The organism is Antarcticibacterium sp. 1MA-6-2, assembly GCF_021535135.1.
Classification (GTDB): Bacteria; Bacteroidota; Bacteroidia; order Flavobacteriales; family Flavobacteriaceae; genus Gillisia.
Genome location: NZ_CP091036.1, coordinates 3,700,983 through 3,723,666, shown reverse-complemented (window position 1 = coordinate 3,723,666; position 22,684 = coordinate 3,700,983). Strand labels below are relative to the sequence as shown.

Below are 22,684 nucleotides of genomic sequence, written 5' to 3'. Positions count from 1 at the left end.
ATTTAATTTTTCTACAGCTACAGAGCGTTTAAAACCACTTCCCCGGGAAGTGCCGCATTGTGGTAGAAGAAGTAGGTATTCTCTTTAAAATCTACAACTCCCGGATGATTGGTAAAAGCACCACCTTCCTGCGGCATTACCACACCCTGATATTTATAGGGGCAGTAATACTCTTACTTGTGGAATAGCCAATATGCTCCGGGATAGGCCCGGCAGCAAAAAATAAATAGTAGATTCCGTTTTTTTTATAAACCCAGGGACCTTCTTCATATGTCGTTGGCTAAGCGTTCGTCCTTTTCACCTGTACGTTTTCCAAACGTCTCAATAGTATTGGGAATCTGGGAAATTTCGCCCTCAAGGCTTATCATATCTTCTTTCAGTTTTACAAAATACGGCACAGGATTTCCCCAAAAAAGATATGCCTGCCCATCATCATCAATAAAAACCGAAGGATCTATATCATCCTGACTATTACTAATTAGTGGTAAGCCTAAAGGATCTTTGAACGGTCCATAAGGACTATCAGCCACCGCAACGCCTATTCCATTTTTTCCTTCCTTGCTGGTAATTGGAACGTATAGAAAAAACTTACCATTTCTTTCTATGGCCTGAGGTGCCCAGGCATTTTTACCCGCCCATTCGAAATCGTTATAAGCCAATACTGCACCGTGATCTGTCCAATTAACCATATCTTCAGTGGTATATAAACGCCAGTCGTTCATAGTAAACCATGTAGAATGATCTTCATCATGTGAGGTGTATAAATACAGTTTATCATTATAGACCAAGGGTGCAGGATCTGCAGTGTAGTTAGTTTGGACAATGGGATTTTGGCCTATACCTATCCTGAACACCATTATTAAACCCAGGCACAGTAAATTTCTTTTATACAGCATATTTTCCGTTCTGCTTTATTTTACTTTTTAGTTTTTAATGTTCCCTTCCTTTGATCCTTTAGGAGATCAATACCACAAAGATTTAAATGAAAACTTAAAACTGAAGCACCACTTAATTCTCATTTATTTTATTCATTTTCAGCGAATATTGTTTTCCTTTAGAAGTTTTCAAATCATATTCAAAGACCTTCTGTATTTGCACTTCATTTAACCCGGCTTCTTCTGAAACCAGAGGAGATTTTATTTCAGGAATGCTATAAAATTCATTAGAATTATTTCCTTTGGCCGCTTTCAATCCTTTTCCTTCCAGTGGCCAATATGACCTAATTCTGAGGTTTCCACCCAATTTTGAATCGACTATAACTTCAGCGTTATTCTCCTTCCAGTCTATGGCAACCTCAAAACCTCCCCGAGCTCTTAAGCCGGAAATATTTCCTTTTTTCCAGTCTTCCGGTAAGGCCGGGAGCAGGTGGACTGCACCATCATGACTTTGAACCAACATTTCTGCAATTCCTGCCGTACATCCAAAATTTCCATCAATTTGAAAAGGAGGATGTGCATCAAAAAGATTAAGATAAGTGCCGCCTTTTCCTCCAAAACCTTCCTGATTAGAGGGGGTTAATTGATCTTTAATTAACTTTAGAGCGTGGTCACCATCCAGCAATCTCGCCCAAAGATTTACCTTCCACCCCATAGACCAGCCAGTAGATTCATCTCCCCGGGCCATTAAAGAAGTTTTGGCAGCATTAAATAATTGCGGGTTTCTATATGGAGAAATTTGATTTGAAGGGTAAAGACCGTAGAGGTGAGACACGTGTCTATGATCAGTCTCAGGATCATCCCAATCTTTTATCCATTCCTGTAACTGTCCCCAACTTCCAATATGCATAGGAGGCAAGTGCTTAATTTTATTATTTAAGGCAGCTATAAACTCCTTATCATCTCCAAGAATTTCTGCAGCTCTTGCGGTTTTAGAAAAAAGATCGAATATCAATTGATTATCCATTGTCGTCCCATAGGTTAAAGAAGATTCCGGATGTGCTGTAGGTGCATGTTCCGGAGAAATGGAAGGGGATACTACTAACCAGTTATTTTCCGGTTCTTTGATCATAAAATCCAGGTAGAATTTAGAAGCATCTTTTACTACGGGGTATACAGATTTTAAAAATTCCTTATCGCCTGAAAATTCATATTTATCAAATAAGTGCTGAGACAGCCACACTCCACCCATAGGCCACATTCCCCAATAAGAGCCGTCTATTGCACTTAGTCATACGCCAGATATCTGTATTGTGGTGCATCACCCAACCCTCTGCATCATACATCTCCCGGGCGGTTTCTCTTCCGGCTTCTGAAAGCTCCTTAACCATTTGTATAAGGGGTTCATGGAATTCGGCTAAATTGGTGATCTCCGCAGGCCAGTAATTCATTTCTGCATTAATATTGACAGTGTATTTACTATCCCAGGCAGGAGTTAGCTGGTCATTCCATATTCCCTGAAGGTTTGCTGGCTGGGTTCCCTGCCTGGAAGAAGTGATTAAAAGATAACGACCAAACTGAAAATAGAGGGAGACAAGGGCAGGATCATCTCCGGTTTTAAAATTTTTGATCCTTTCATCTGTGGGTAATTTTGCTGCTGCGGTTTGACCTAAATCAAAGGAGACTCTATTAAAATAAGATTGATAATCTTCGAGGTGTGTTTGATAGATTTTTTCCTGATCTTTATTTTTTAAAGCAGAAAGGTATCCTGCCGCTTTTTCAATTTCATCTATACTTAAGTCTTTATAATTTTTAAAATTAGAGGCGATGGAAATATAAATGGTGACATTGTCTGCATTCTGAATTTTAAGAACATCGTTTTCTGCAATTATTTCTCCACCTTCATTTTTAATTTTTGTAATGGCCAGAAATTTTATTTTCCCTTCCACTCCTTCAAAATCACTGGTCTTACCGTGTAGTTTTAATTCACCATTATCGGTAGTAGAAATAATAGCGCCTTCGGGACGATCCATTGTTGCCGTGAAATTGAGCGATCCCAATTTATCTGCTTTGATTTGAACAACAATTACCTGATCTGGATGTGAAGCGAAAACTTGAGTTTCATAGCCTACCTCTCCAACTTTATACCGGGTTGTGGTGACCGCATTTTCTAAATTGAGTTCACGATAATAATCGGAGTAATTTTGATGATCGGGAAATGATAATTTTAAGTTTCCCGCGGTTTGATACGGCATACCGTGAGAGGTTTTGCTTATAAAATGTTGATTGACCAGCTCCTGGGCTTCCCCGCTCTTCCCTTCAAATAAAAGTTCCTGTACCTTTGATAAGTATTTTTTGGCTTCGGGATTATCATTTCTGTTAGGCTGTCCTGCCCAAACCGTATTTTCATTTAATTGAATTACCTCCTCAACAGGATTTCCATAAACCATTGCGCCCAAACGACCGTTTCCTATTGGAAGTGCCTCCACCCATTTTTCTGCAGGCTTATCATACCAAAGTGTTAATGCAGACTTTTCCTGGCTCTGCACCTGGAAGGTCGATAACAGGCAAAAAACTCCTATTAATACGAAAATGCGGTACCTGAAAATAATGTTCATAAGCATCTTCATTTATTAATATTCATCTCTCAAAGATTTGAGCTGGTTAATTAAAAAATCTATTTCTCCAAAATCACTTAGTTCCGGGACATTACGGGATATATTAACTATTTTTCCTTCCTGTTTAAGGTAGAGGCATCCTCTATTTTAAAGTAATCAAAATCAGCAAAGCCTCCCGCCTCCTGAGTAGCGTAAGTAAACAAAGCAAATCTATAGCCCATAAAATGAGGAAGCGTGTAAGACATTTTAAGTTCGTTACCTATTGATTTCCAGTTTCTACCATCCAGACTATAATAAAATTCCGCAGTATCTTTCCTATTCCTAAAATCACACACAGCTTTGAGATATAGCACCTCCTGTTCCAACGGGATTCTCTCAACCTCCAAAGGTTTTTCAGAAGCACCATTGATCATAACAACATGCTTAAGATTGTTTTCGATCTTGGCACCAACGAACCCAAAATTTTTCTGAAGTAGTCCAAGTCCAGCATAATCCCCTTCCTTCATTCCTGCAATGTCAACTTTAGTAATTGCAGTACTCTCTGGACCAACAGTTCGTTGCGTAAGGGTATTTCTTGTATTCAAAAAAGAGGTGTCAACCCTATCAGTAGTTAATCTTAAGTAACCCTCTTTATCTTTTAAAGACCAATAATCCTGTTGCGGATTATGGTTCCATTGCCAAACCAGGGGTAAATCTCTTTCACCAGACTTTCTGCTAAAATCATCTGAGGCCACAATTCCTGGAATTAAACCTTCACTCGCTGGTAAATTTAAATTTTCGGGCACTTTTCCATTTTCCCCTAAAACCTAGCCAGGCATCTTCCCACTGTAGGTACCAGATAAGGAATTCGTCCTACTGCGCCATAATCCCGAAACAAGTAAGCAAACCAATCCCCGTTTGGTGTGTCAATTAAGCCTCCCTGTGCCACGCCTTTATCCTGAAAAGCAAGCTTTCCTTCGTAAGGACCAGTAATCTTATCGGCTCTATGAATGATGACTGTTCTCATCCCCTCCCTTGGCCAGGCGATATTGAATAAATAGTATTTACCTTTAACCTTAAATAATTGAGAACCTTCTGCAGGTAGAATAATTTTTGATCCAATAGGCTCAGTAGCATTCTCTATTAACACTCTTTCTGTTCCTTCTTTCACCCCTGTAAGATCATCCTTAAGCTCAACCATTCTTAAATTCCCACCTCCCCAAATGAGATAAACTTTACCGTCATCATCAAAAAATAATGTATTATCGTGGTATGAGGGAGAAAAGGAAATTTCTTCCCATGAACCATTTTCAATATCCTTTGTTTTAAAAATATGGGTCTTACCTGTATTTTTGGAAAAAGTGGTCACATAAAAAACTCCTTTATGGTACCGCAAGGAACTTGCCCAGGAACTAAGCGCCATAGGCATCTTCACCATTTTCCAATTGAAGAGCATCTTCGTTTCCTAAAATATTATAGGCATAATTGACTATTTCCCAGTTAACCAAATCACTAGATTTCATTATTGGTAACCCGGGACTCATATGCATTGTGGTACTGCTCATGTAATAATTATTCCCTACTCTGATTATAGACATATCGGGAACATCGGCATGAATAATAGGATTATGAGCCTTCTTTTGTGCTGAAGATACATTGCCTAAAAACAGACTTAATAGTATAAGCAGTAAGTTGTTAATTTTCATATAAGTTTGTAACAATCCTGATTATTAACCTGGAGTATTATTTAATTTGTAATTACAAAACCTCCCTGCGGTTGAAGGATTACTTCAAATTTTCCGCTCTTTCGTTTAATTTCTTTTTTTCAGATCTTCCTTTCCCGGTATCGTTTATTATATTAAAGTTACTTCCCTGAAGCTGTGGCAGGGAAAAATTAATTTTCCGGGGCTCTTCTGAAGCATTAATCCCGGCGATATACCACTCTTCCCCATGTCTCCTGGCTATAACACTATACTTTCCCGGTTCGCCTTCTATAAAGATAGTTTCATCCCAGGTAGTGGGAATATTTTTCATGAAATCTATAGCAAATTCGGGAGCATCTTTGAGATTATTGGGGGTAAGTGCAAAAAACTGGACAGGAGTTTGAAACAAAACAGCCGTTGCTAACTGGAAAGCATCAGATGTTTTTCTAAAATTCCCTCCATCATTGTTTCGGTTATATCTTTCATTTAAAACAGTTCCCCCAAAATCCATACTTCCCACAGTATTACGTATGAAAGGGTGAGTTGCGGCACTTCGGGCTTCCTGATCATTAGCGTACTGACTAAACATAAGATTCTCTGAAGCAAGAACGGCTTCGGTACTAATAAAGTTAGGATACATTATCTCCCATCCTCTTGGAATTGTGGCTCCGTGAAAGATCATCATCAATCCGTGATCATTGGCATCGGACATAATATCTTCGTATAGCTGAATGGTCTCTTGTTTATCCCCTCCCATAAAGTCAACTTTCAAACCTTTCACGCCATTTTCCTGCAGCCATTGCATTTCTTTTTTCTGGAGATAGCCCTGTGCATTTTATTCCTGGGAGTCATGGGTGCGTCATTGGCCACTCCGTTGGAGTTGTACCATAAAAACACATTCACATTTTTACTCTTCGCATACTTAATGAGATCTTCCATTCTTTCGTAACCAATCTTCTGGTCCCAAAGTGCATCAATTAAAATATATTCATAACCCATTTCGGCAGCAAAGTCTATATAAGTAACCTGGTCATTATAATTCATACTTTGATCCTGCCACATAATCCAGCTCCACACGCCCCGACCAAAACTGTAATCCTCAGAAGCCTCATAAAGCGGCTCTACCACATCAAAAGGAATAGTCGTTTCTACTATTGGTTTAAGGCTTTCTCCTACAGTAATAGTACGCCAGGGAGTGCTAAAGGGAAGTGAAATTGCCGCGCAAGTACTTCCAAAATCATTATTTTCTGTACTGTGAGGAAAAGCAATACTGTATTCACCTTCCTCAGTGGGATCGCTCAAATGAGATCCTACATAGGTCCCGTCTACGCCTGTTTCTGAAAGTAATACCCAGTTATTTTCAGTTTTAAATAAACCCGGAAAAGTATAGCCATGATTATTGACTGAAGCTGTAGTAATATCCTTGTCCAAATAGTAGCCTTCCTCATAACTTGGTTTGGTACGTTGAAAACCTACCATAGACTTCGATTGGGGTGTTAAAAAACTTTTGGCTGTTTGTGGAAAATCAAAACCCGTAAATTCCGTTGTGATTATATGAGCAACGGTATCATTATATTTGGGAAGGTGATATCTAAAAGCTATATCGTTATTACTCACCTGAAAAATCACATCCATTTCCTGCCCTTTTTCATTTACGAAAGTGCAGGTTAATTCCTGTGCCTTATATTCAATCTTTGATTCTTTAAGCTTATGAGATTCGTAAGTTTTTTCTACAGATTTAGTCTCACTTCCCTTATAGCTTAGATCTTCGGAATAATTGGTAATATTGGTTCTTAATCCTAAAGGAGATTTTTCCAGCACAATATCTTCCTTGTAATGTACTGAATACAAAGGTTTTCCTGATTCAAGGTATACTTGTAGTTTTATGGCTTCATCAGGACTATTTATTACAGCCTCCTGGGAAAAACCACAATTGAAGAGGTGTAGCAGGCTTATAAGAAAAATAAGATTCTTCATCAATAATTTTAGAATTTCATCAGGTTATTTTGCTGAAGCTAGTTCAATAAGTGCATTTACCACTGGCTTTGCCTTGTTTTCACGATCGAACAGCAGGGGATAATCGGTCCTTCCTCTTACTGGCCAGTTGTTTTTCCAGGAATTTCCATCGTTCACTCCCCAAAGAGCGACGCGTGAAATTTTATCCTGATGTTTCAGGAAAAGTTTAAAAAACTCCAAATATCTGTTAGTGAATTGTTGCTCCACTTCTTGAGGTAAGCCGTTGGGAAACGGGTTCATCTTATCTTCATATTCATAATTATCTGAAATTTCTGCGCTTAAGCATCTCCCCAGGGGGATGGTAAAACACTGAGATCAAGTTCTGTAATCATAACTTTACCAAGATTCCCATAAGCTTCCAGGCTTTTTTCAAATTCTCTAATATCAGGATTATTTAAGCCTATATGTCCCTGCATTCCTATTCCGTGAATTGGAATATTTTCACTTTGTAGCTTTTTAACCATTTTGACAACACCGTCCCGTTTTCGGGGATTGGCCATAGAATAGTCATTATAATAAAGCTGCGCATTAGGATCAGCCTCATGGGCAAATTCAAAAGCCAGCCTGATAAAATCCTCACCTATTATCTCATAGAATTTACTCTTTCTAAAACTTCCGTCATCTTCAATGGCTTCGTTTACCACATCCCAGGAATGGACTCTGCCCTTATACCGCCCTACTACCGTTTGAATATGATCTTTAATACGTTTAATAAGGACTTCTTTAGAAACTGTATTTCCATCTTCCCCAACAAAAAACCAGTCGGGAGTTTGGGAATGCCATACTAAAGTATGTCCATGAATATGCATATTGTTTTCTTCACCAAATTTTACAAATTCATCGGCAAGAGAAAAGTCAAATTCCCCTTGTTTAGGTTGAATTCTGCCGCTTTTCATTATATTTTCAGCAACAATAGAATTGAAATGTTCCTTTGCAACTTTTACTTCCTCCGGCTGTCTTCCCCTAATTTGCCATGCGTTAAGGGTGGTTCCAATATGGAAATTATTTTCAAATGCCCCCTTCAAAGTTTTATCGCCTGATACTGTTGTGAGATCCAGGTCCTTATTACTTTTACAGCTTACCAGTGATACACAAACACAGGCAAGCAAAACAAACAAGAGACGTTTGCAATTTTTAAAGGTCATTTTTATAAGTTTTAAAATAAATTTCTAATTTTTAAATTCCCTGCTTCTATAAAATGTTTGTACTGGTTTAGCACTATTTCCTATTCCTGGTTTATAATTTACACCATGGGAACCCTTAACTCCCAGCTTCAACTACAAAATTCTCCAATGGCTCATTAAGGCTAATTTAAAATGTGAATTTCTCACCTCAAGTTTAAACAGGCTGTTCATTAAGGTGTAAACCATCACTGTAGCCAATCTTTCCTTTTGGTGTTAATGAGCCTTAGGAGAACTATTATTAAATCAAGAGTAGCAATTAAAGGTATGTACCTTCCCTGTTTAAACTCCTTTAAAAAAGAGGGGAACTGCAGGATTAAAATAATTTCTTTCCAGGTTCTGTTTTTGGTTTATAGATTTTTCAGTGCATCTGCAAAACTTGCATAAGGTAGGTTTCCTGTTTAAATTAACCGTCCATAAGCCCTGAAATTCTCCCGGAAGCCAGTTTGCATTTGCAGGACTATCAGTAACTCCCCAAACAGTAATACCATATCTTTGCGACTGTGGAACATTTTCCTCGTAAGCCTCCACGACATACCTATACATATCGGCTTGTTGTTGTAAAATTTCAGCTGTAGGTTCAGAAACATTTGTTCTTACATCCAGTTCAGAAACTTTTACCAGTTTCCCGGTTGCAGCAAGAAGCTGGAACATTTCTGCTATTTTATCTTTATCAGAATCTATACTTATATGCATTTGAGTGCCTATTCCATCGACGGTTGCACCCTGACTTTCGATGTATTCAACAAAATCAATAATACCACGGGTTTTATCCAGGTTATATTCCAGATTGTAGTCATTTATGAATAAAAGGTCGTCCGGATCTCCATATTGCCTGGCAAGGTTAAATGCCTTTACTGCATAATCCTTACCTAAATAGTCCTGCCAGTAGAACTCATCGGCCGCTAATTCCCTTCCAACACCTGTTTTAAGTTCAGAAGGATTTCCATCGTCCATGGGTTCATTTACTACATCCCAGGCATGAACATAGTCGTTGGCAACTTCCATCATGCCCGCAATCCATCTTTCCATTTCGGCGGTAATTATCTCCTCCTTTTCTTCCGGTGTTTTCTCTATAACACCTCCAGCATTGGGGTTCACACGCGAAAGAGTTACGTCATCAATATAAACCGTGCCTGCAAAGTCACCATAGCTAATAATAAATCGTGAACGGTCATCCTTGGTAATCGTCGTTTGCAAAGTAATCTCCTCCCAGTCTTCCGATACATTAAATGTCCCAAACGCATCACTTGAATAATCAGATGGCGATTGTATCTCGGCACGAATAGTACTAAGCAGTATTTGCCTTTACTTTAAAATTCAATACATAAGTTGCCCCCATTTCTAATATTGGAAAATCATAAGCAATCTGTGCCTCCCAAAAATTCACAGCGGAGGGATTTGTAAAAGTAAAAGCATAACCAGCACCACCATAGCCTTCACCTTCTGCTGAGCGCTCCCTGGTAGAGCCATTTCCCCAGCCACCCCAGCCGTCGATGCTATTTTCAAAATCAGAATTGGTAATTACACTTGGATCCAATGCGGGACCACCACCACCGCTGCCCTCCTCGTTATATTTTTTCAGGCTTATGTTATCAAAGTAATAAGTAGTGGCAACAGTGCCGAGATTAAAAGCAATAGTACTTGTCCCTGCAACTTCTTCAGAGACAATAATTCTTTTGGTGAAAGTTGTCCATTCAGGTGAGGAGGGAATAGCACCAAAAAAATCCCAGTGTTTATATTCGCCAGGTTGAATATGAGCCTGCGTAGCAAAAGAAGCATCAACATCTGAACGAACATCCATAGTAAGTTCATATTCTTCCCCTACTACCATAGGCGGAGAAAACTTTAAAAAGAACTGGCTTTCCCAATCGTTTGCCCGAACTTCTTCATTGGTCACAGCCAATGCCCTGCCCTCACCGTCTGCACCTTCTCCGTCAGCCGTATAAGAAATTACAGCGTTTACGTTACTCTCATAATTTGCTGCCTCATCTGTTTCAAAGTCAGCACTGGTAACCTCATCCCAGCTTGGTCCGCCTCCTGTTACCGTTGGCGCAATAGTGCTGTTCAGGTATTCAGCATTTTGGTTGGCATGCCACACAAGGGTATGGCCATAAACAGATAATCCGGCTGCATTTGCAGTTTCGAGAAATTTCCCGACATCCGCTAGATTAAGACTTCCGTCCTCCCTTACCACGGCCCCATGTTTCATTCCATATCCCGCCGTCACCTCCTGGAAATTTGAATTGACGAGGCGATACATTACCCCCTTAGTGTTATATTCCTGGATGCTAACTGCTGCGCCCAAAGTGATATTAGAGGCATCTTCTCCCAAATAAGTTTTTAGAGCATCGTAACTGTTTAACTCTTCCTGATTTGCTATGCTTTCAGGCTTTTCTACCTGAAAATTATCAAGGGGTTCATAATCTGTGCACGAGGTTATCAGAGATAATCCTGCCACACAAAATCCTATTTTATATAAACTTTTCATACAATTTTCATCTTTATATTATTTGATTATTCGAGGACAGGAGTAAACAGTTCCATTTCTACACCCCGATTTCTTAATACCAAAGTGTCAGAAGAGGAAACGCTAAAGTTTTCCAACTCAACCTCGTAATTTAGATAGATAGCATCGCGGTCCTGATTACCCCAGCTATTTACTTCTCCATCCTTTACAAATTCTCCGCTGCCAGTAACAGTGAAATCATTAGAATTAGTTCGCACTGTAATATTTCCTTCCTCATCAAAACTCAGGATTAGCGGCACATCAATATCGGTTTCATCGCTGGCTTTAAAAGTTAGAGAAAACAAGACTTCGTTCAGGGATTGAGTAGCCAGCATAACTACTTCATCATCTTCAACAAATTCTTCACTTCTAACAATCGTCTGATCAAGTTCAGAATTTCCATTATTCCCTACAATAACATCCTCGCCTCTGCGCAGGTAATATCCGTGCAGGCGATTTATATACTTTACAGCATATAATACAAAGTCTTTAGGCTGGACTGCCCAATCACCCGCTACCGTTCTTCTCCCTTCTCCAGCCAGCGGTTCCCCCACCAGAATAGAGTCAGCCTGCTGAACATTGGTCATTCTCACTGGAATTACATAATTTCTATGTATTGACAGCGAATCTGCAAAAAACGCTTCTGTGAGTTGAACTTCAACACCTCCTGTTACCCTACCTTTAGGAATAATAATATTGTCAGAAGCCAAACTATAGTAATTGCCGGGCATTGCCAATACTTCTCCTCCATTTGCAAAAGCTAAATCATTGACCAAATTATTATCAACTGTTATGTCTATGATTACGTCATTTACATTTTCATAGACCCCACCTGTTGTGGCCATAATTTGAAATTTCCATTCATTATCCAGAGTGGTATCAAAAATATCCTCACCCAATGTAATTGTTCTTACAGGATATTGATGGGCAAAGTACACCGTCTGGTACTCAAAATCCGGAAATTCCCAATCTTCATTCTCGCATGAAACGAAGAATATAGAAACAAATAAGATTGAGAATAAATAAGCTATCTTTTTCATGTTTTTCAGTTATTTTAATTTCAATTAGATATCCGGTAATACCGATTTCATCGGTGTTTACCATCCCATATTTTGTGTAAATCCAAACTTCAATATTTCGCTATACGGGATGGGACCGTAAATCATATAGTCGGCATAAAGTCTGGGTTCAACCGGAATAATTGTATGATTCCCGTTTTCAATCTTATCTCCCATTGCCATTTCTGAAAGGTCTTCATTCCACCTGCGTAAATCCCAGAAACGGAAACCTTCAAAACTAAGTTCCAGCCTTCGTTCATTCCGAATGAGTTCTCTCATTGCATCCTGATCAGCTTTAATAGACTCCAGATAAACATCACCACCATTTTCACTGAGTCCTGCCCGCTCACGTATGGCTCTAATTACATCATAAGCTGAATATGTGTTCCCTCCACTGTTCATGGGACCCCAGGCTTCGTTAGCAGCCTCTGCATAATTCAGGTAGATTTCAGTGTATCGAATAAGTGGATTAATGTGTCTCTGCTGATTCACGCTTTGAGGATTAAGATTAACATCCTCCCGAAGCAGCTTGCGAAGATAGTAACCCGTACGGGTCGAAGATTCTACAATATTTAACCCATCAATTGTACCTCCATCAACTGCGGTAAGGATAGTTTCATTAAAAGGTCCAAGTTGACTGCCATTCACTACAATAAACTCCAGTAAGCGCGGATCGCGATTAGCATAAGGATTTGCAGGATCGTATCCGCTTTCGAGATGTGTAATTGGAAAACCATTGGCCATTGGAAAAGCATCAACCAGATTCTGGGTAGGATTAACCAATCCATCTCCAAAAAGTGAGGGAGGATAGATTTGCTCTTCAAGCGCACTACTTGGCCCGGGCATATTGGAACGCCAAAGAATCTCAGGCGGGTTAATGCCCGCAGCAAGATTATCAATCTCTGATCTATTATCGTACCAGGTTACACCATTTGAAGCCAGGACATTCCCGCCGTTTTCATCTATAACATCTGCAGCATAGTTAGCCGCATCTTCCCAGGTAGTGGTCGTACCCTGGTTGAAGGCAGGACTGGCCGCCAACAAGGCAGCTCTTGAACGAATTGCAAGAGCAACACGTCCGGTCATACGAAGGCGATTAGTTTTTCCTAAAACCCGGTTATAATCGTTAACATTTGCATCCATATTCAGGTATACGTCCGGGATTCCAGCTTCACTACCAATGTCTTCGTAGTCAAGCGGAAGCAAATCAATGGCATTTTGTATATCACTGTAAATTTGCTGCATAACAGCCTCAAAGGTAGCTCGCTGCAGACTTGAAAAATCTGTATTGGAATCTTGTGGTTCAAGGAAAATGGGAACTCCCAGGATCTCACCTCCAGCCATACCACCGTGGGCTTGCAGGAGGTTGTGCATAAAAAAGGCACGCAATCCATATACTTCCCCTTTAGTACGGTCCTTAAACATCTGGTTCACTGCAGGGCTCTCAGCATAGGTAACTGTATCAGCCTTTGAAAGCATCAGATTCAAATACTGGATCGCGGCATATGAATTTTGCCACTGACTTACAGGGTTAAAATTGGCAGCCCATTGCCCAGTGGCCATATCAGAATAAGCATTATCCTCGTCACTACTTACAGCATCATCTGTAGCCATATCATTGAATGAGAAGCCTCCCGGTAAACGAGTGTATCCATTATAAAGCAACCCCAGGGCAAAACTCGGCTCATCCTGAATATCGTTAAGGTCACGATTGTTTTCAATTGCTGGTTCAAGAAAGTCCGCTTCACAAGAAGACAATCCCAGGGCAACCAAAACAAAAAAGAGTATTTTCTTATACATAATTTTTCAATTTTTAAATTCCATTAAAAGGTGGCTGTAACACCAATATTGTAAAAGCGTGTCTGAGGTGCACTTCCTATATTTAATTCCAAGATGTCCCTATTGGGAGCAATTGTTAATAAATTAGCTCCATTTAGATACACCCCGAATTCCTTTACCAAATCGCCGCCGAAAAAATATTCCGGAAATGTATAGGAAACCTGAACCCTTGCCAGATCGAAACGGTTGGTGCTGTACTGCCAAAAATCTGAATTCCGGAAGTTATTATCCCCGCCCCCGGTTGTGAGTCGTGGATATGTAGCTGTTTCCATAGTTTCTTCAGTCCAACGATTCCTAACAACCTCTGAATATTTATCCTGACCGTTTACCCAGAAATAATTGTTGTTTTTTATACCTATTGCACCCATACGAGCAACTCCAAGAGCAAAGAACGTGAGGTTCTTCCATTTTGCCGTTAAGTTAACTCCCCCGGTAAAAGGAGAACTTACCCAACCGCCTCTTCCAAGGTATACCTCGTCCTGGGCATTAATTACACCATCTTCATTTTGGTCTATATATTTAATATCCCCCGCTTGCACTGCACCAAACGCAGATTCTGGTGAGTTAGCAATATCTTCAGCACTTTCAAAGAAGCCATCACTTTCTAAACCCCAAATGGCATCTACGGGTCTTCCCTGCCTGTTCTGATATTCATTCTCAAAAAATTCGGCTCGTTTGGAAGCTTCAGTTGTGTAATAAGTTCCCACTAACCCAACCGTCCAGTCTACTTCTCCGGTGCGTTTATTCAGGTTCAGACTAAAATCAAATCCTGAGCGTATATCTTCATTATAATTCACATACGGGATAAAAGATGAATTTGGCCATCCGGTTTGAAAATAATTGGGATATAAAGAAGAGAGTTGATCTACAAGCCCTGTCATCCTGCTCATAAAAATATTTCCATTAAAGACCAAAAAATTATTAAAAAGAGCAGCATCCAGACCAAGGCTAATTTCCTCACGCTTTGGCAAAGTTAGACCCAGATTCTCACCCCGACGTGAATCGGTGCTTCGGGCGGGCGCAGATAAATCTGCCCATCCGTACCAGGCTCCATCTGTTTGTGTATAGATAGCTTCATAAAGGTAATAATCATCAATATCCAAATCGGTATGTAATATACCCGCCGAGACAGACAACTTTAAATTGTTGATAACAGAGGAAGACGCCAAAAAGTCTTCTTCGCTAATCCTCCAGCCTAAAGATAATGTAGGAGAAAATGCAGTCCTGTTGTCTTCCGGTACTCTCGTAGAGTATATCATGGCACCATTAAATTGTGCGAAATATTTATTTTTAAAGTCATATCCCAGATGTAAACCAAGATTAGCATTATTGATGCCCTGGTAGATACCAGATTGAGACCTTTGAAAGCCTCCCGCAATTAACATTGCAGTTATATTATGATCATTAGCAAACAGAGTTTCATAGTTCAATTGTCCGGAAAAGGCCAGTGTTTGACGATACGAGCTATTGCTAACATTTAGATCACCCGAGCGGGCATCCTGTCCATACTGAGTTAGAGAACTTATCATATCAGTTCCCGCGTAGTTGGTCCAGTTTGGCTGAAATACTGCATATTCATTATTAAAGGCTTGAGTATATGAGGTGGCATAATCTATCCCAAACATGGAACTAAAAGACAAGCCTTCCAATACATTTTGTAAGTCGGCATCAACACCAGCATTGAATTGAAATTGCTTAGCTTGTAAATGTATTAGAACCACTAAGCATAGATACCTGCAATTGGATTGCTTTGATCCAGTTGCGTACCTCCTAGCAGGTACTGCCCGCCTATTAAATTATCGGTCCCTTCTATCAGGTCCCAGGAAGCCTCATCACTTTCTTCGATCATACTGATTGGGATAAGCGGGGTAAACTAGTGTGGTCTTAAACTAGCAGCACCTCCCCAATAGTCGGTGTTGACACCTATATTATTGGAGAATATAGCACCTAAGTCTACATTGGCAGTAATATAATCACTCAATTCCATGTCTACGTTACCCCGGATATTGAACCTTTGATTTTTATTGTTCTCAGCTTCACCAAAATCCAGTAGCGAACCTTCTGTAAGAAACCCCATGTTAGTATAGTAACGGGCCTTTTGGTTTCCACCAGCAATTTCCACCGTTCCATCATAGCGGCTATAAGCTTTTTTTAAATAATCGTCTGAATAATAATCCACGTTAGGGTAGCGGTATGGATTAATACCTGCAGCGTGGTTATAGATTTCTTCCTCAGAAAATAAGGTGCCAAGCCCGTCATTTTCCCGGGCTTCATTGTAAAGCGTCATATATTCCGCAGAACCCAGAAACCTGGGATAACTTTTCGGAACAGAAAGCCCTGCATTAACCCTGACATCTACCGTTTGTTCGCCTATTTCCCCCTTTTCGTGGTGATAAGGATCGCGCCTTTGGCAGCCCGGCTACCATACAATGCTACCGCGGAAACTCCTTTTAGAAAAGTAATTTGATCAATTGCAGTAGGTTGAACACTACCTACATCACGAGGTACACCATCTACCAGCACCAGGTACTCGTCCATACCCCAAAGGTTACCGTGAAAACCCGCTACCAGGGCTTCCATATTGTCCAGAGGATAAGTGATATAATTTTTATCCAGTAATTCAGGCATATTTATATAAGATATGCCCCCCAAAAGGTCCTCCTTTTCTTCTTTACGATAAGCTACCTGTACCAGCTCCATACCTGAGCTTAGCACAATTTCCTGCAGGTCCTGAGTTGCAGCAGCAAATTTAGTTCCATATTCAGCAGTACTAATTGACAGGATAGCATTAGGCGAGACTTCCAAAGAAAAATTTCCAAGACTATCAGTAAGCGTTGAAACATCATCCTGCTCACTACTTACAACAGCTCCCTTAACAGGCAATCCTTCCTCCGTTCGTACCACCGCCATTACATTTATCTTTGTGGTAGTTTGTGCGAAAAGCAATACAGGAAGTAGAATCACAATAGCGCACAAAGCAATTTTTAGTGTTATATATTTCATTAGTTAGTGTTTCGTCGTTAAGATCTTTTAATACCTAAGAATTAAACCATTTCATTACCCGCTACCATCCCGGATTTTGGTAGAAATCTGGACATATACTAACATCCGATACTTTTAGAGGCAACCAGTAGTGTTTCTCACTGAAATTTCGTTCAAGAATGACTTCTTCTCTGAGATTCAGTACACGGTTTTCCCTGGGGGTTTCCGGATCAAAGGATGCTGCCCTGTCAAATTCGTGGGATGTTTTAATGGTATAAGGCTCTTCAATTAACAACAACCAACGGCGAAGATCATTAAAGCGGTGACTTTCAAAAGCCAGTTCCACGGCACGTTCACGTCTCAGTTCCGGCAAGAAAGCATCTACAGAGCCAGTAAATTGACTATGTACAGGATCTACACCAGCCCTGGCCCGCACAACATTCACCGCTTCCACTGCTGTTAGGCCAAAACCTCCCGCAGTACTAGTGGGATTATAACCAACTGCGGTAGCCTCGGCATACATCAGGTAAACATCGGCCAAACGCATATAAGGCACCATAAGGTGAAGGGCATAGCCATAATCAAACCTTCGGTCAAATCGGTTGGCTGTTAAGGGAATAAATTTATGATTAGCATAACCAGTACGGCTTCCGTTAATCTCATCACGGTAAGCACCTCCAGTGAAAAGACTTGCATAACGTAGCTGCTGCGGATTTTGTTCACCTGGAGGTATGGATCCTTCGACAACCTGTACCCCGTCATAAAGAATATCGTGGTAAAAACGGGGATCACGTCCTTCCCAGGGATGTTGAGGATCATATCCAGATTCAGGATCGGCCTGTGTTATATCATCAGGCAAGGGCAATCCATTGGCCATACCATAGTAATTAACATAATTGGCCGTAGGATAAAATCTGGAAGGATCCCCATGGTCATTTACTACAGAAGGCAGATATTGAGCGCTAATTCTCCAGTTCGAAGCATTAGCAGAAATATAAGTTGGGCGGAAAATAGCTTCAGTACCACCCGGGATAGCCCAGTTCTGACTAGGTTGTATAAAAATTCTCACTGTACCTGTCAAAAGGAAGCAGGGCATATTGAGTTTCCCCAGCTTCGACCAAAGACAATAATTCCCCGAATGCAACTGCCGCCCGTTTAGCATATTCCGAATTATAAGTCCTACTTCCGGTTGATTCATAATTCATTAAGGGACTGGCAGCCCAAAGGAGGTTTTTGCCTAAATAACCCAGGGCCATTATCTTATTGATGCGCAAACCGTTTTTTCCAAGTGTACGCCTACCTGCCACTGTATTGTCCCAATTGATCGGCAAAAGGTCAGCAGCCGCTCTTAAGTCTGTTGCAACGCGGTCTGCACTCTCATGATAACTCAGACGGGGTTCACATAATGGTTCATCTGAAGGGAGCACCCTGTCGATGTAAGGCATGCCTCCAAAGTACTGGATCAATTGAAAATGACACCAGCCCCTGAAAAATAGTAGTTGACCTTCAATCAGGTCTCTTTCCTCCTGCGTAGCATCTGTCATGAGGTCGAGATTGGCCAGACCAATATTTGCTTTTCTAATTCCATACCAGGCAAGCGCCCATAAGCCTCCACTACCGTCGGTAGCAGCACTCCCGTCCATCCAGCTTAAGCACCCCAGCCGTCATGCTCAGCTTGCCACCCCCAGAAGTCTCCATTTTCAATTTTAACCCCAAAATGAAAGTTAGGACCAGGAGATTGGATCTCATCGTCCCCCCAGTTCCAGGAAGAAGTATAGTAAGTGGTAGTAAAGTTTGGAACCACCATATAAAGCTCTTCTGTAAATCCCTGAAAATTTTGAAAATTGCGAAAGGCAGTTTCTTCTGATAAAACCGATTCTGGTGATCTCTCCAGATAGTCCTCACAGGAAACTATCATGAGCATTGCTATAAAAAAGATGCTCTTAAATATAATTTTTATATATACTTTCATAAAAATGAATTTAAAATGTAACATTTAAACCTAGATTAAACCTTTTAACCGTTGGGTATGCTCCCTGGTTACCTATTCCCGAAAAGTTTGATTCCCGATCGTCAGGCATTTCAGTCCACAGCAAAAGGTTATTACCATTTACATACACCCGCAGGTTTTGAAGACCAAACCTACTCACCACATCAGTATCGAAACGGTAAGCAATTTCTGCATTCTTCAGGCGGAGGTATGAACCATCGTAGAAATACCGGTTCCCCATAAAGTTTCCGGGAGGAACCGAACTCCAACGTGGCATTGGCGTATCGGCATTTGGGTTGTCTTGGGACCAGTAGGTACCCTGCTCAAAAACTGTATTGGTTTGTCCTCCAAGGCTGGTAAGCGGTACATTACGTGTAACATTATTTACTCCGTAGAACTGCGCAAATACGCTAAAGCCTTTCCACCCAAATCCCAGATTGGTGCTAAAGGTATTCTCCGGCACGCCGGAATATCCGAAAGGGGCTGCATCAAAAGTATCAATTACTCCATCACCATTATAGTCAAGGATCTGGTAGTTCCCGGGAATTTTATTGAGGTTATTGGTATTGTGGACGGTGCTCGCATATAGTTCGTCCCAAGTATTGTAATACCCACTTGCAATATGGGTACGGGTCTGCCCCAGTGCATATCCCGCCTGCTTTTGATAGTCGGGTAACAAGGCGGGATCATCCCGATCAATTATTTCATTCTCTGCATGAGTCATTGTAAAGTCGCCCCATACGTTTAATCCATTTGTAAAGGTGTGGTCAAGTCCTACAGTAATTTCATAACCCTGCGTACGTACCCGACCCAGGTTGGCTGCAGGAGCATTTACTCCAAAATAGGTAGGTACTGCCCTGTCATCCCTCATAAGGATATCCTTTCTGTCATTCCTGAAGACGTCTACAGACCCATCAATTAAACCCTGGAAAAAACCAAAATCCATACCCAGGTTAGTCTTGTATACTGTCTCCCAACGAACAAAAGGGTTACCCACCTGTTCCTGTGTGTACCAGGTATAAGGGCTTCTTTCACCACCCTCACCAACTAAGCCAAGTTGAGAATTTCCTCCGTAAGCCCACTCATCCATGAACAGAAACCGGGCACCTATTTGGTCGTCTCCCACTTCTCCATAATTAGCTCTCAATTTCCAGGTGTCCAGGAAAGAAACCGATTCCATAAAATTTTCTTCAGATATCATCCAGGCAAGTCCTCCTGAAGAGAAGAAAGCAAACCGATATTCAGGAGCAAATTTTTCCGATCCATTGTAAGCACCGTTATACTCCAGCATATATTTTCCTCTATAATTATAGGTAGTCCGGAAAACCCAGTCTTCGCGAAATTCTGGAATTCCATTGCCCCTGGCATCTTTCTGCTTAGTTCATCAGTCCCATCAGGTTAAAGTTATGATCCTCTGCAATGGTAGTTGCATAATCCAGCTTTAACTGATAGAAAATCTTACGCCAGGCCGCACCAACACTTCCACTGGCAGGAGACCATTGTGGGCCTGGAGTATAAAAATCCAGCCCTGTGGTAGAACTTACACCCTGGGCAAGAACTACCCGCCCGGTTTCGGGATCAATCCACTTTTCCTGGGCGGCATTGAACTGGTCATTAACTCCCCTGTCATTTTCTATAAAGGTGTTATCCACAGCCAGTGTACCATTAAAAGTCAATCCTTCTAATAGCATTCCTAAATCCTGATCAAGCACAAAGGTTGTATTGATACGGGCAGTAGTTTCCATTTCTACTCCACTAATGGCCAGAATCCGGACAGAGTTATACCCTAGTTGTATATTAGGAGCATAGTACCCATAGAGACCGTCTGAATATTGTGGCATAAAAAGGGTAGGATCACCCCGATAAGCGGCATCCCAAAAACCATAATCATTACCCCCACCCCAGGGACTTCTCCGGACACCGTAGGTACCTCCAAGGTCAGTTCGTAATTTAGTAGTGGATGTAAGTTGAAAATCTAAATTACTACGGAAATTAAGGCGATTATATTCATAACCAGGATCGTAATCCCTGTTATTGGTGAAATCCCGAAACAAATCTCCTTCATTCTGAAAATCGAGAGTAGCAAAATATTTAACGAATTCTGTCCCTCCGCGGATGTTTACGTTAGCGTTGTAAGCCATGGCATAATCCTTAAACAATACTTCCTGCCAATTAACATTAGGATAACGTTCCATTTCCTCAATATTGGCCGGATTAAGGTACTTATACCTCGTTGCTTCAGGAATAATATCGCCCCAGCTGGAGGGATTGTCGGAAAGTTCATATTCAATTGCCCTGTTCCTAACCCCAATGGCATCGTAAGCATCATATTTACCAGGCAATTTAGAAACCGCCTTCACGGTTGAACTAAAATTGGCTGTGATCTCTGCCTTACCTGTAAGTCCTCTTTTTGTCGTTACAATGATTACCCCATTGGCACCCCGGGAACCAAATACCGCGGTAGCCGAAGCATCTTTCAAAACAGATATTGACGCAACGGAACTTATAGACATGTTATTGAAAAATTCAGGCCGCTCTACTCCATCCACCAAAATCAAAGGAGATGCACCATTCCAGCTATTTTGGCCCCTTATCACAATTTGGGGACTTTCCCCTCCGGGTATACCTGTACTGGCAGTGGTTACTAAACCGGGTAAAGCACCTGTCATTGCAGCACCAAGATCTGATACTCCACCGGTACGTTCCAGGACTTCGCTAGTGGTTTGAGCAACGGCACCCACAACAGTTTCCTTCCTCTGCGTTCCGTATCCTACGATGACAACTTCTTCAAGAGAACTTTGATCGGTTTGCATTATGACATCAATCTCAGTGTTATCTCCAATTTCCCTTTCTACAGTCTCAAAACCTATAAAACTGAAGGTTAAGGTAGTAGCTGACGCGGGCACAGTGATTTCATATTCCCCGTCAATATTAGTAACAGTTCCTATAGAAGTACCCTTAACGATCACATTTACTCCCGGTATACCTAAGTTATCCTCAGCAGCTATTACTGTTCCACTAATAGTTTTTTGTTGCTCACCTTCTCCTCTCAGCTCGTTTTCATTAGCATAAATAGTGGTAGTAAGCAGAAATTGAACTATTAGTCCTATAACTGTCAATTTTGTCAGATATGGAAATTTTTGAATTCCTATTCTCATATTATAAAATATTTTAAAACTTGATTAAAATGACACCAGATCACTACAAGGTGCTTAGTACACAAATACGATATCGATATAGTAGAAAGATAAACTTCAGCCATAACAGATGAATATTTTATAAGCTGAGGGAAATTTGCTCCTGGATATTGGAGAGTAATTTAGAATCATATTAAGTGATTTTTCGATTAACTTTTTTCACTTCCTCATTTTATAGATTAATTTTTTAAGATAATCTTAAGAACCAGATACCTTTTATAACCTTAAATGTGAAAGTTTCTTTAAAATCTTAAAATCAAATATATTTTTTAAATGAATTAAACCCGGCCCGCTATGTTACAAATCCTTTACGCTATGTTACATGGCTATAAAAGCAATGAAAAATGAGGGTTAATTTGATAGAATATTTAGATAGATAAAAATAGCTCATCCCTTTATTCAAGAGGCATTTGAGAGAATTACTTGAGAGTTGAAGGAACAGCTTAAAGTAAATGTTAATTTTACACTTTAAAAAGGAGTACAGGTTTGGTAAAAGGTTTTATTAAGCCGATATTTTTATTTTAGGGCTGTGTTTCGCGCCTGTATTTTTACCCATTTTGTTCCTAATCCTCAAATTAACACCGGAAGAGTCAAATTATCCTTAATTGGAAAAAGTGTAAATACGCAAAAAGAAGGGATATTATTTTTAATAAAAAACTAATTATTGTCTAGCTATTCTTAGGAAGATAAATTACAGAAGAAACAAGACACTCAAATGTAATAGTAGCAAATTCCAT

The 22,684-nt window shown here is 40.5% G+C and carries 25 protein-coding genes; all 25 read right to left on the bottom strand.

Annotation, left to right across the window (positions count from 1 at the left end; translation table 11 throughout):
• Positions 1–17: 17 nt before the first annotated feature.
• Positions 18–143, bottom strand: coding sequence for a hypothetical protein (locus LZ575_RS22960; protein ID WP_255702704.1), 126 nt, complete (start codon positions 141–143; stop codon positions 18–20).
• Positions 137–235, bottom strand: a complete 99-nt coding sequence (locus tag LZ575_RS22955; protein ID WP_255702974.1) for a hypothetical protein — start codon at positions 233–235, stop codon at positions 137–139. The genes LZ575_RS22960 and LZ575_RS22955 overlap by 7 nt, the downstream gene beginning before the upstream one ends.
• 31 nt (positions 236–266) lie before the next feature.
• The gene (locus LZ575_RS18905) at positions 267–896 is read right to left on the bottom strand and encodes a family 43 glycosylhydrolase (RefSeq protein WP_255702703.1); all 630 of its coding nucleotides are present in this window, start codon (positions 894–896) and stop codon (positions 267–269) included.
• A 112-nt stretch (positions 897–1,008) separates the two neighbouring features.
• Entirely contained in the window at positions 1,009–2,127 is a 1,119-nt protein-coding gene (locus tag LZ575_RS18900) for a glycosyl hydrolase family 95 catalytic domain-containing protein (RefSeq protein ID WP_235326519.1), read from the bottom strand.
• Entirely contained in the window at positions 2,093–3,505 is a 1,413-nt protein-coding gene (locus LZ575_RS18895) for a glycoside hydrolase N-terminal domain-containing protein (RefSeq protein ID WP_235326517.1), read from the bottom strand. Before LZ575_RS18895 ends, LZ575_RS18900 begins: the two co-directional genes overlap by 35 nt.
• 95 nt (positions 3,506–3,600) lie before the next feature.
• Entirely contained in the window at positions 3,601–4,278 is a 678-nt protein-coding gene (locus LZ575_RS18890) for a hypothetical protein (RefSeq protein ID WP_235326515.1), read from the bottom strand.
• 14 nt (positions 4,279–4,292) lie between these two features.
• The gene (locus LZ575_RS18885; RefSeq protein ID WP_255702702.1) at positions 4,293–4,910 is read right to left on the bottom strand and encodes a family 43 glycosylhydrolase; all 618 of its coding nucleotides are present in this window, start codon (positions 4,908–4,910) and stop codon (positions 4,293–4,295) included.
• Positions 4,885–5,178, bottom strand: coding sequence for a family 43 glycosylhydrolase (locus LZ575_RS22950; protein ID WP_255702701.1), 294 nt, complete (start codon positions 5,176–5,178; stop codon positions 4,885–4,887). The genes LZ575_RS18885 and LZ575_RS22950 overlap by 26 nt, the downstream gene beginning before the upstream one ends.
• Before the next feature lie 79 nt (positions 5,179–5,257).
• Entirely contained in the window at positions 5,258–5,980 is a 723-nt protein-coding gene (locus LZ575_RS22945) for a glycoside hydrolase family 97 catalytic domain-containing protein (RefSeq protein WP_255702700.1), read from the bottom strand.
• Positions 5,953–7,152, bottom strand: a complete 1,200-nt coding sequence (locus LZ575_RS18875) for a glycoside hydrolase family 97 N-terminal domain-containing protein (RefSeq protein WP_255702699.1) — start codon at positions 7,150–7,152, stop codon at positions 5,953–5,955. The genes LZ575_RS22945 and LZ575_RS18875 overlap by 28 nt, the downstream gene beginning before the upstream one ends.
• 24 nt (positions 7,153–7,176) lie before the next feature.
• The gene (locus LZ575_RS22940) at positions 7,177–7,431 is read right to left on the bottom strand and encodes an endo-1,4-beta-xylanase (protein WP_255702698.1); all 255 of its coding nucleotides are present in this window, start codon (positions 7,429–7,431) and stop codon (positions 7,177–7,179) included.
• Positions 7,432–7,469: 38 nt separating this feature from the next.
• Positions 7,470–8,336, bottom strand: a complete 867-nt coding sequence (locus LZ575_RS18870; protein ID WP_255702697.1) for an endo-1,4-beta-xylanase — start codon at positions 8,334–8,336, stop codon at positions 7,470–7,472.
• Between the two features lie 318 nt (positions 8,337–8,654).
• Positions 8,655–9,572 carry an endo-1,4-beta-xylanase gene (locus LZ575_RS18865; RefSeq protein WP_235326513.1) on the bottom strand — a complete coding sequence of 306 codons (918 nt, stop codon included), beginning with the start codon at positions 9,570–9,572 and terminating at the stop codon, positions 8,655–8,657.
• A gap of 91 nt (positions 9,573–9,663) precedes the next feature.
• Complete coding sequence (locus LZ575_RS18860) at positions 9,664–10,863, bottom strand: endo-1,4-beta-xylanase (protein ID WP_235326511.1); 1,200 nt, start codon at positions 10,861–10,863, stop codon at positions 9,664–9,666.
• A 26-nt stretch (positions 10,864–10,889) separates the two neighbouring features.
• Positions 10,890–11,921 (bottom strand): DUF5627 domain-containing protein, encoded by a 1,032-nt coding sequence (locus tag LZ575_RS18855; protein WP_235326509.1) that lies wholly within the window; start codon positions 11,919–11,921, stop codon positions 10,890–10,892.
• Positions 11,922–11,978: 57 nt separating this feature from the next.
• Positions 11,979–13,739 carry a RagB/SusD family nutrient uptake outer membrane protein gene (locus tag LZ575_RS18850; RefSeq protein ID WP_235326507.1) on the bottom strand — a complete coding sequence of 587 codons (1,761 nt, stop codon included), beginning with the start codon at positions 13,737–13,739 and terminating at the stop codon, positions 11,979–11,981.
• A gap of 23 nt (positions 13,740–13,762) precedes the next feature.
• A complete protein-coding gene (locus tag LZ575_RS18845; RefSeq protein ID WP_235326505.1) occupies positions 13,763–15,499 on the bottom strand; it encodes a hypothetical protein in 1,737 nt (578 codons plus the stop codon).
• Entirely contained in the window at positions 15,499–15,627 is a 129-nt protein-coding gene (locus LZ575_RS22935) for a hypothetical protein (RefSeq protein WP_255702696.1), read from the bottom strand. Before LZ575_RS22935 ends, LZ575_RS18845 begins: the two co-directional genes overlap by 1 nt.
• A gap of 24 nt (positions 15,628–15,651) precedes the next feature.
• Complete coding sequence (locus tag LZ575_RS18840) at positions 15,652–16,065, bottom strand: hypothetical protein (RefSeq protein WP_235326503.1); 414 nt, start codon at positions 16,063–16,065, stop codon at positions 15,652–15,654.
• 83 nt (positions 16,066–16,148) lie between these two features.
• Positions 16,149–16,781 carry a TonB-dependent receptor plug domain-containing protein gene (locus LZ575_RS18835; protein ID WP_235326501.1) on the bottom strand — a complete coding sequence of 211 codons (633 nt, stop codon included), beginning with the start codon at positions 16,779–16,781 and terminating at the stop codon, positions 16,149–16,151.
• A gap of 61 nt (positions 16,782–16,842) precedes the next feature.
• Positions 16,843–17,856 (bottom strand): RagB/SusD family nutrient uptake outer membrane protein, encoded by a 1,014-nt coding sequence (locus LZ575_RS18830; protein ID WP_235326499.1) that lies wholly within the window; start codon positions 17,854–17,856, stop codon positions 16,843–16,845.
• Positions 17,807–18,403 (bottom strand): RagB/SusD family nutrient uptake outer membrane protein, encoded by a 597-nt coding sequence (locus tag LZ575_RS18825; protein WP_235326497.1) that lies wholly within the window; start codon positions 18,401–18,403, stop codon positions 17,807–17,809. The genes LZ575_RS18830 and LZ575_RS18825 overlap by 50 nt, the downstream gene beginning before the upstream one ends.
• A 5-nt stretch (positions 18,404–18,408) precedes the next feature.
• Positions 18,409–18,732 (bottom strand): hypothetical protein, encoded by a 324-nt coding sequence (locus LZ575_RS18820; RefSeq protein WP_235326495.1) that lies wholly within the window; start codon positions 18,730–18,732, stop codon positions 18,409–18,411.
• Positions 18,733–18,742: 10 nt separating this feature from the next.
• Positions 18,743–20,041 carry a TonB-dependent receptor gene (locus LZ575_RS18815; protein WP_235326493.1) on the bottom strand — a complete coding sequence of 433 codons (1,299 nt, stop codon included), beginning with the start codon at positions 20,039–20,041 and terminating at the stop codon, positions 18,743–18,745.
• Between the two features lie 85 nt (positions 20,042–20,126).
• The gene (locus tag LZ575_RS18810; RefSeq protein WP_235326491.1) at positions 20,127–21,908 is read right to left on the bottom strand and encodes a SusC/RagA family TonB-linked outer membrane protein; all 1,782 of its coding nucleotides are present in this window, start codon (positions 21,906–21,908) and stop codon (positions 20,127–20,129) included.
• Positions 21,909–22,684: the final 776 nt, after the last annotated feature.